Genomic DNA, 9,839 nt, shown 5'->3' on the forward strand with positions numbered 1-9,839 from the left:
CACCTGACGGACATGGATGTGAAGCTGAACCTGTTCCTGATGTCGATGCTTCAGAAGGACCTTCAGGGCAACATTTTCGGCGGTGGCAACGCTCGCCAGGACGTGCCGAACCTCCTCGCGATGTACAAGGCAGGCAAGCTGAACCTCGACGACATGGTGACTCGGACCTACACGCTCGAAGGCGTGAACGACGGCTACCAGGACATGTTGGATGGCAAGAACATCCGCGGCGTCATCCGCTACACCGAAGCTGACTGGTGATCGGAAGCGCAACTCTTGTGCCAGTAGTCTGATCGGGTGCCCAGTACTCACAGTCTCGACGTAATCCAGCAGTGGCCGGTCGACAATGCGGCAGCGGTCGTCCTCTCCGGGAAGAATCCCGGTGAGGGCGACCGCATTCGTGGTTTCAGTGGCGACCAGGCGCATGTTTTCCCCCTGGCTTCGGTGACAAAACTGTTGTGCGCCTACGCGATTCTCGTGGCAGTGGAGGAGGGGGCGGTCGAGTTGGATGGGCCGGCCGGGCCTGAGGGGTCGACCGTTCGTCATCTCCTCGCACATGCTTCGGGATTGGCATTCGCCGAACGTGTTGTTCAGGCGCCGGTGGCGTCGAAGCGGATCTACTCGAGTGCGGGGTTCGAGGTGCTTGCCGAGTTGGTTTCCCGGGAGACCGAGATCGAATTTGCCGACTATCTGGCCGAGGCGGTGTTCGCGCCATTGGCGATGACCAGCGCGGCTCTTGTCGGTCCGGCCGGTCACGGTGCGCAGGCATCGGCAGACGACTTGGCCAAGTTCGCGGCTGAACTGCTCTCGCCGACTCTGGTCTCGGCGCAGACGTTCGCAGAGGCGACAACTGTGCAGTTCCCGGGGCTCAACGGAATTCTTCCGGGCTACGGCTCTCAGCGCCCCAACGACTGGGGGCTCGGATTCGAAATTCGGGGCGACAAGCGTCCGCATTGGACGGGTCTCGAGAACTCGGCCGCTACCTTCGGTCATTTCGGCCAGTCCGGGACGTTCCTGTGGGTCGATCCCACGATCGATACTGCGTGCGTCGTGCTTACCGATCGCGATTTCGGTGATTGGGCCAAGCCTTTGTGGACCGAATTGTCGGATGGCGTGGTCGGTGAAGTTTCGCGGTAGAGCACAATTTTCTCTCCTTCCACTGGCGCAACACGGGTAACACAAGGCACACTGTTCAATCGAGCGTGCTGCACGAACTCGACAGAGGTCGTTGGGGAAGACGTCCCTCGTCGAAGCAGGAGGCTCGAGTGCGCGAAATGAATCAATTCGCGGACGTGACGACTGGTGTGGTTTACATCCACTCGTCGCCCGCGGCGCTGTGCCCGCACGTGGATTGGGCTTTGTCCGCCACGTTGGACAGCCCTGCCAAGCTCAGATGGACCTCACAGCCTGCCTACGACGGGCTTCTGCGTGCGACGACGGACTGGACGGGTCCCGTCGGAACCTGTGCCCGCCTGGTCGACTCGCTACGCGCGTGGCCGATGTTGCGGTTCGAGGTCACCGAGGACCCGAGCCACGGCGTCGACGGCGAACGGTACAGCCATGTGCCCGGTCTGGGCCTGTGGCGCGGATCCACCAGTGCGAACGGTGATGTCGTCGTAGGGGAGATGAAACTGCGGTCCATCATGAATTCCGGTGGAGACATCGCCGCGGAGATCGATCGGGCGATAGGCGCACCGTGGGACGAGGAACTCGAACCCTTCCGGAGTTCAGGCGAAGGTGCCGAAGTGACATGGCTGCGAAGGCGTGTCAGCTGACCGAGGTCCATCCTGAACCCTGAGCGCTCTCGCGGCTTGAACGACAAAGACTCGAATGACAAAGGTGGGCCCCGCCGTATCGGCGAGGCCCACCTTGCTGTCCCGGGTTGTCAGAGCGGAATGTTCTTGTGCCGCGCGCGGACAGATGGTGCAGACGCGAGGGCAGCGGTCACGATGCTGCGAGTCTTCGCCGGGTCGATCTCCTCGTCGACGACGCCGATTTCGACAGCGCGGTCGACGCCGCCTGCGATCGCCTCGTGTTCGGCGGCGAGACGGTCGTGCAATGCTTCACGCTCGTCGTCCGGTGCAGCTGCGAGGGCCCGCTTGTGCAGGATGCCGACAGCAGCCTTCGCACCCATCACGGCTACTTCGGAGTTGGGCCAAGCGAATACGGCAGTGGCTCCCAGTGCTCGCGAGTTCATCGCGATGTAGGCGCCGCCGTAGATCTTTCGAGTGACGACGGTGACGCGGGGGACCGTTGCCTCGGCGAAGGCGTGAAGTAACTTCGCTCCGCGTCGGACAACGCCTTCCCACTCCATCGAGACGCCCGGCAAATACCCGGGAACATCGACGACGACCACGAGCGGCACGCCGAATGCGTTGCACAGTCGCACGAATCGAGCGGCCTTCTCTGCACTTTCGGAGTTCAGGCACCCCCCGAGTCGCAGTGGGTTGTTCGCAATGACGCCAACGGTGCGTCCGGCCATCCGGCCGAAACCGGTGACGATGCTCCGAGCGTAATTGCCTTGCAGTTCTTCGAAACTCGACTCGCCTTCGACGTTGTCGAGCATTTCGTGAACGATCGGACGAACGTCGTACGCGCGTTTCGCGGAGGCAGGCATCATGGCGCGCAGATCGCTGTCGCCGAGTTCCGCTGCCCGCTGATCGAATTCGCCCTGCTCGCACATCATCGAGACCAGGCGGCGCGCGCGGTGCAATGCGTCGGCCTCGTCGTGTGCGGCGATGTGCGCGACACCCGACTTCTTGGTGTGTGTGTCCGGACCGCCGAGTGACACCATGTCGACCTGTTCGCCGGTGACACTACGAACTACGTCCGGCCCGGTGACGAACACTCGGCCTTCCGGCGCCATGATCACGACATCGGTGAGGGCTGGACCATACGCGGCTCCGCCAGCGGCAAAGCCGAGCACGACGGAAATTTGAGGTATGAGACCCGACGCGCGGACCATGGCCTCGAAGACCAGTCCGACGGCGTGGAGCGCCTCGACGCCTTCAGCCAGACGCGCGCCACCGGAGTGCCAGAGGCCCACGATGGGGGACTCTTCCTCGATAGCGGTATCGATGGCTTTGACGAGGTGTTTGCAACCGTCGACGCCCATGGCGCCACCCATGACAGTGGCGTCGGAGCAGTATGCGATGGTGCGGACGCCGTCGATGTTTCCGGACGCGGCGAGCACACCGGACTTGTCACGGGCGTGGAGCGGCACTGTTGTGCCGGGGTCGAACAGATTTTCCAGGCGCGCAAGAGGATCGCGCGGGTCTGTCGATGATTCGGACTTTGTCACGGGGGCCAGGATGGTCATCGCGTCCTCCTTCAGTACGAGCCTTGGGTGGAACGAAAGGTCGGTGTTGTCCGCGGGTGACGTTGTGTTGCAACGACACCCGCGGACAGGTGCAAACCGCGGTTCGGGCTAGGCCCGACCGAAGGCGAGCGCGACATTGTGCCCACCGAAACCGAACGAGTTGTTCAGTGCGAAATCGAAAGAGCCGGTTCGGGGTTCACCCTTGACGACATCGAGATCGATTTCTGGATCCTGGCTGTCAACATTGAGCGTGGGCGGGATGATCCCGTCACGCACTGCCAGAACCGTGAGGACTGATTCGAGGGCGCCGACAGCGCCGATCGAGTGTCCCAGCGCGGATTTCGGGCCGTACACCGCAGCGTGATTGCCGACCGCTGCGTTGATTGCCTTTGCCTCTGCGATGTCACCGATCGGCGTCGCAGTGGCGTGGGCGTTGATGTGCTTGATGTCGGACTTCGTCAGTCCGGCCATCTCGATTGCTCGGGTCATGGCTCGCGCCGCGCCCAGGCCTTCCGGATGCGGTGCCACGATGTGGTACCCGTCCGAAGTGATTCCGGAACCAAGCAGGCGGGCGTGAATCGTTGCCCCGCGTGCCTTTGCGTGCTCCTCGGTTTCGAGGATCATCAAGGCGCCGGCTTCGCCGAAGACAAATCCGTCGCGGTCCTTGTCGAAAGGACGTGAAGCTGCGGCCGGATTGTCGTTGTTGGTGCTCATCGCACGCATCATGGCGAAGCTCGCGATCGGAACGGCGTCGATGAAGCTCTCGACTCCACCAGCCACAACCATGTCCGCGTCACCCATGACAAGCATGCGGTGAGCGTGAGCAATTGCCTCGGAACCTGATGAACATGCCGACACCGGAGTGATGACGCCACCGCGGGCCCCGAGTTCGAGTCCGACCGTTGCGGCCGGTCCGTTGGGCATGACCATCTGCACCGAGAACGGGGACACCTTGCGGTATCCGCCGCCACGGAGCTTGTCGACGGCGTCGATGAGCGTGTCGCCGCCGCCGAGTCCGGTGCCGATGACAACGGCCAGGCGGTCCTGATCGACTTCAGGGCTGCCGGCGTTGCTCCAGACCGTGCGACTCAACGTGAGGGCAAGGCGTTCCACCCAGCTCATCCGTCGAATTTCGACGCGGGACAAGCCCTCGTCCGGTGAAACCTTCAGGTGCCCGCCGATGCGAATGGGAAGGTCGAACTCGTCGATGAACGGGTCATCGAGGATTCCGATGCCGCTTTCGCCGGCGAGTAGCGCCTTCCACGTGCCATCCACATCACCAGCCACCGAGGTCGACGTCGCGAGGCTCGTGACGACGATGTCGGGGAATTTCCCTTTGCGGGTAGAAGCGGAAGTCACGGTCGGCTCACTCTGCGTTCTTGGCTTCGGCGCCTTCGGCTTCGAGCTTCTGGATGTACGCGACGATGTCGCCGACGGTGCGCAGACCTGCAAGATCCTCGTCGGGGACCTTCACGCCGTACTTGTCTTCGGTCTGAACGGCGATCTCGACCATGGACAGGGAGTCGATATCGAGGTCGTCCACGAAGGACTTGTCAACGGTGACCTCGGAAGGCTCGATACCGGTGACCTCCTCCACGATCTGGCCGAGTTCCGCGATGATTTCTTCCTGAGTGTGGGCCACTGGTGTGGCTCCCTTCTTGATCGATTGAGGTGGGGTGAAACGTCCGGCCGCCGTTCGGGCTGATCGGCCGGGTGGGCGTCCGAGCTAGGTCAGCTCGGACAGTGCGGAGATATCCTCCGGGTTCTTGAGGGCCACCGTCGGTGTGCCACGCATTTCACGCTTGGCAATTCCGACGAGGGTTCCGGCCGGCGGGAGTTCCACGATCGCGCTGACTTCTGCTGTCCGCAACGACGCGGAGCAGAGGTCCCAACGAACGGGGCGGGTTACCTGCGCGGCAAGCTTGGTGAGGGCGTCGGCGCCCGAGGAGACGGGTGCGCCATCCGAGTTGGAAAGCAGCGTGCGCGTCGGATCGGAAGGGGTGATCTTGGCGGCAGCAGCTGCGACGGCGTCCTGCGCCGGCGCCATGAAGCGGGTGTGGAAAGCTCCGGCGACGGGTAGTGCGCGGACTCGGGCCTTTTCGGGTGCGTTTGCTGCGAGTTCTTCGAGCGCGGTGAGCAGTCCGGCCGCCACGATCTGGCCGGCCGCATTGCGGTTGGCTGCTTCCAGCCCGAGTTCTTCGATTCGTGCGAGCACTTCGGCTTCGTCTCCACCGAGAACGGCTGACATGCCCGTGGGCTCGAGCGAACAAGCCTTGGCCATCTCGGCGCCACGGAGGGCGGCAAGCGCGACCGCGTCGTCAGCGGAGATAACACCGGCGACCGCAGCAGCGGCAAGCTCACCCACCGAATGGCCGGCAGCGATGACGTCGGCGCCGAGGAGCCCACGTGATTCGATTTCTTCGTTTGCCAGCAGAGCAGCGGCAACGACGAGGGGCTGGGTTACCGAGGTGTCGGTGATTTCTTCGGCGGTCGCGGTCGTGCCGAGTCGGACGAGGTCCAGGCCGGCTGCCTTCGACCACACTTCGAGGCGGTCTTGTGCTCCGGGCAGTGCCAGCCAGGGGCTGAGCATGCCGGGTGTCTGAGAGCCCTGTCCCGGGGCGAGCAACGAAATCACTTATTAAGAGAACACCGCCGCGAGCGACCTGCGAGATGTCGGTCGCGATGAACTCTGGCGAAGTGTTTTGTAGGGTTCCCACAAAATCCCACGTCGCGCTCGGCCATCGAAATTGGACGCTCAGGGGTTACAGGTTTGTTTGTCCGGATGTTAAAGATGTGACTGAAGTAACCGAATTGTTCGATTTGAGATCGATTTGTGTCAATCGGCCCACGGTAGCGGCGATCCGTAGTACATACGCGTCGCGTGGATTCGTTGGATCCCGGCCGGTAACTTCGGCGATTCGCTTCAAGCGGTACCGAACGGTATTTGGATGAACAAACAGAAGACGTGCACAAGTCTCAACCGCACCTCCACAGTCGAGATAACTGTCTAAAGTATCGGTCAAGACTGTGCCGGATTCAGCTAAAGGTGCGACGAGGAAATCGCGAAGAGCCTTCACGGCAGCGGCGTCTCCCAGTAGTGCCCGTTCCGGGAGCAGTTCAGTCGCGAAAACGGGACGAGGTGCGCCGCGCCACCCGGCAACAGCCTTGATTCCCGCCAGAGCTTCGGACGCACTGAAGTGCGCTGCGCTCAACGAGGGTGTCGTCGGGCCGATCACCACCGGCTCGTCGGCGAAACTCATGAGCAGGTCTTGAAGGAATTGGCTGCCTTCCGTCTTACTGCTCAGCTCGCCGCTGACGATCATCACCAGTCGCGGACCCTGCACCACGGCGAGAACAGCGCGCCCGTGCGCGGCGGCAGTCGCGTGGACGGTGCCGGCAACCGAGACCCGCTCGTCCGGCGGGGGAGACCCGACGATGACGGTGGCCGGAGCCGTGGCATCCCAGTTCAAGGTGGCGGCGCGAGAGAGCATGTCCGAGCCGGTGTCTCCCTGCACGACGGCGTCGACGACGAGCGCTTCCAGTCGCGTGTCCAGGGCACCCCGCGACTCGGCAGCGCTTGCGTACACCGTCGCTGCTGCGAAACCGAGTTCACGCCCGTAGCGCAGGACGGCTTCTGTCAGCGCGATCAGCTGCTGATCGTTGCGGGCGAGAGCCGGCAGCCATTTCTCGAAGAACTCCATCGCCACCCGGACCATGTCGACGGTCTGGCGCAGCGTGAGCTGTCGAGCAAGATCCTGAGGGATGACCGGAAACGACTCGTATCCGAAGCTGATCTCCGAGTCGAGTTGCCGCAGCCATTCCAGGAAATTCACCACCGACGTCTGCACCAACAGTTGAACGTCGGCGCGTTGCGAAGCGTCGAGACTGTCGAAGAACGGAAGCTGCTCCTCCATCACGGTCACGGCCTCGGTGGAGAGCCGGCCGGAGAACTGTTTGACGCGACGGAGCAAGGCTTCTGGAAGTGGATCGCGAACCTGACGACGGCGGGCGAGTACAGCCTGCAACCCGGACGACTGTGGTCGAGTGCGGCGTACGCCCTCTTCGGGTTTCTCGGGATCAGGTTCGGGCATGAGAAAAACCTACGCCCATCGCCGCAGCGGATGTCGAGATGACACCCGCGGCGATGGGCGTAGGTCTGTTTTCGATCGCTGGGACTGTTGCCCTACGACTTAGGCGCTACCGGTGTCCCCGGTCTGCTCGGGAGCAGCATTCACGTCGTCGATGCGGTATCGGCTCGCTGCTTCGACGGCCTTCGACCGCTCGATCGATCCTTCCTTTGCCAAACCGATCAGCACGGCAACGACGATGGACTCGGCATCGACGTTGAAGTAGCGACGCGCTGCAGTGCGGGTGTCGGAGAACCCGAACCCGTCCGTGCCGAGCGTGGTGTAGTCGCCGGGAACCCACTGACGGATTTGATCCGAGACCGCCCGCATCCAGTCCGAAGCCGCGACGACGGGGCCTTGGGCCGAGGACAACGCCGTGGTGACGAAGGGAACCGGAGCATCCTCGGACGGATTGAGCAGCGCCTGACGTTCGCACTCGACGCCTTCGCGGCGCAGCTCACCCCAGGACGTGACCGACCAGACGTCGGCCGAGACGCCCCATTCGTCGGCAAGCAGCTTCTGCGCGCGCAGCCCCTCGGGCATCGCGACACCGGAGACGAGGATCTGTGCCTTCGGGCCCGATGCTTCGGACGTCTTGTAGAGGTAGATGCCCTTGAGCAAGCCCTCGACGTCGAGACCTTCGGGCTCCGCCGGCTGAACGTACGGCTCGTTGTAGATGGTCAGGTAGTAGAAGATGTTCTCGCCACCGAAACCGTCGACGCCCTCGGTGCCGCCGTACATGCGGCGCAAGCCGTCCTTGACGATGTGCGCCAACTCGTACGAGAACGCGGCGTCGTACGTGACAGCTGCGGGGTTGGTGGATGCCAGGAGCAGCGAGTGTCCGTCGGCGTGCTGGAGACCTTCACCGGTCAGAGTTGTACGACCGGCGGTGGCGCCGAGAACGAATCCCCGAGCCATCTGGTCGGCAGCCGCCCACAGGCCGTCGCCGGTGCGCTGGAAACCGAACATCGAGTAGAAGATGTACAGCGGAATCATCGGTTCACCGTGGGTGGCGTACGACGTGCCGACTGCGGTGAACGAAGCCGTCGAGCCGGCCTCGTTGATGCCCTCGTGCAGGATCTGGCCGATCGGGCTCTCCTTGTAGGCGAGCATGAGTTCGGCGTCGACGGAGGTGTAGAGCTGCCCGTTGCGGTTGTAGATCTTCAGCGACGGGAACCACGAGTCCATACCGAACGTGCGAGCCTCGTCCGGGATGATCGGTACGATGCGCTTGCCGATCTCCTTGTCGCGCAACAGTTCCTTGAGGATGCGCACGATCGCCATGGTGGTGGCGACTTCCTGCTTGCCCGAACCCTTGCGGATGACGTCGTACGTCTTGTCCTCGGGGAGCTTGAGCGGCGCCGCATCGGTGTTACGGGAAGGCAGGAACCCGCCGAGTGCTTTACGACGGTCGAGCATGTACTTGATCTCGGGAGCGTCCGCGCCTGGGTGGTAGTACGGAGGCAGGTACGGATCCTTCTCTAGCTCGGCATCCGAGATCGGGATGTGCTGCATGTCGCGGAACGCCTTGAGATCGTCCAGCGTCAGCTTCTTCATCTGGTGTGTGGCGTTGCGGCCCTCGAAGTGCTTACCGAGGGTGTAGCCCTTGATGGTGTGCGCCAGGATGACCGTCGGCTGGCCCTTGTGTGCCATGGCCGCTGCGTAGGCGGCGTGGACCTTGCGGTAGTCGTGGCCGCCACGCTTGAGGTTCCAGATTTCCTGGTCTGTGAGGTCCTTGACCAGTTCCTTGGTGCGGGGGTCACGTCCGAAGAAGTGATCGCGTACGAACGCGCCGTCGTTGGCCTTGTACGTCTGGTAGTCACCGTCCGGCGTCACGTTCATCAGGTTGACCAGTGCGCCGTCGCGATCGGCGTGCAGCAGCGCATCCCACTCGCGACCCCAGACGACCTTGATGACGTTCCAGCCGGCACCGCGGAAGAACGATTCCAGTTCCTGGATGATCTTTCCGTTGCCGCGGACCGGGCCGTCGAGGCGTTGGAGGTTGCAGTTCACGACGAACGTGAGGTTGTCGAGGCCCTCGGTTGCCGCGACGTGAGCGAGGCCGCGTGACTCGGGCTCGTCCATTTCGCCGTCGCCGAGGAACGCCCACACGTGTTGATCGGTGGTGTCCTTGATGCCGCGGTCGTTGAGGTAGTGGTTGAACCGGGCCTGGTAGATGGCGTTCATCGGGCCGAGGCCCATCGAGACCGTCGGGAATTCCCAGAAGTCGGGAAGCAGCCGTGGGTGCGGGTAGGACGGCAGTGCGCCGCCGAAGTCTGCGTGCGACTTCTCCTGGCGGAATCCGTCGAGCTGTTCCGCGGGGATCCGGCCCTCGAGGAAGGCGCGCGCGTAGATGCCGGGGGAGGCGTGACCCTGGATGAAGATGTGGTCGC

Annotated in this window: 8 protein-coding genes and 1 pseudogene; 3 read left to right on the forward strand and 6 right to left on the reverse strand. The window is 63.2% G+C overall.

Annotation, left to right across the window (positions count from 1 at the left end):
- The 3 genes and pseudogenes from A2J01_RS17735 to A2J01_RS17745 all read left to right on the forward strand — a co-directional run.
- A pseudogene (locus A2J01_RS17735) lies at positions 1–261 on the forward strand (alcohol dehydrogenase); the annotation flags it as partial.
- 36 nt (positions 262–297) lie between these two features.
- Positions 298–1,137: a serine hydrolase domain-containing protein gene (locus A2J01_RS17740; protein WP_007735479.1), complete on the forward strand. Its 840-nt coding sequence runs from the start codon at positions 298–300 to the stop codon at positions 1,135–1,137.
- 128 nt (positions 1,138–1,265) lie between these two features.
- Positions 1,266–1,775, forward strand: a complete 510-nt coding sequence (locus A2J01_RS17745) for a DUF3145 domain-containing protein (protein WP_003941617.1) — start codon at positions 1,266–1,268, stop codon at positions 1,773–1,775.
- Between the two features lie 110 nt (positions 1,776–1,885).
- On the opposite strand, the gene A2J01_RS17750 is transcribed toward A2J01_RS17745, so the two are convergent.
- The 6 genes from A2J01_RS17750 to aceE form a co-directional block, all read right to left on the reverse strand.
- Entirely contained in the window at positions 1,886–3,319 is a 1,434-nt protein-coding gene (locus A2J01_RS17750; RefSeq protein WP_003941597.1) for an acyl-CoA carboxylase subunit beta, read from the reverse strand.
- 108 nt (positions 3,320–3,427) lie between these two features.
- A complete protein-coding gene (locus A2J01_RS17755) occupies positions 3,428–4,678 on the reverse strand; it encodes a KasA/KasB family beta-ketoacyl-ACP synthase (RefSeq protein WP_003941591.1) in 1,251 nt (416 codons plus the stop codon).
- Between the two features lie 7 nt (positions 4,679–4,685).
- Positions 4,686–4,961 (reverse strand): meromycolate extension acyl carrier protein AcpM, encoded by a 276-nt coding sequence (acpM, locus tag A2J01_RS17760; RefSeq protein ID WP_003941649.1) that lies wholly within the window; start codon positions 4,959–4,961, stop codon positions 4,686–4,688.
- A gap of 84 nt (positions 4,962–5,045) precedes the next feature.
- Positions 5,046–5,954, reverse strand: coding sequence for an ACP S-malonyltransferase (locus A2J01_RS17765; protein WP_082900896.1), 909 nt, complete (start codon positions 5,952–5,954; stop codon positions 5,046–5,048).
- Between the two features lie 127 nt (positions 5,955–6,081).
- A complete protein-coding gene (locus A2J01_RS17770) occupies positions 6,082–7,410 on the reverse strand; it encodes a PucR family transcriptional regulator (protein WP_003941635.1) in 1,329 nt (442 codons plus the stop codon).
- A 99-nt stretch (positions 7,411–7,509) separates the two neighbouring features.
- Positions 7,510–9,839: pyruvate dehydrogenase (acetyl-transferring), homodimeric type (gene aceE / locus A2J01_RS17775; RefSeq protein ID WP_064113236.1), on the reverse strand; the 2,330-nt coding region annotated here is incomplete at its 5' end.

The organism is Rhodococcus sp. EPR-134 (assembly GCF_001647205.1).
Taxonomy (GTDB): Bacteria; Actinomycetota; Actinomycetes; order Mycobacteriales; family Mycobacteriaceae; genus Rhodococcus_F; species Rhodococcus_F qingshengii.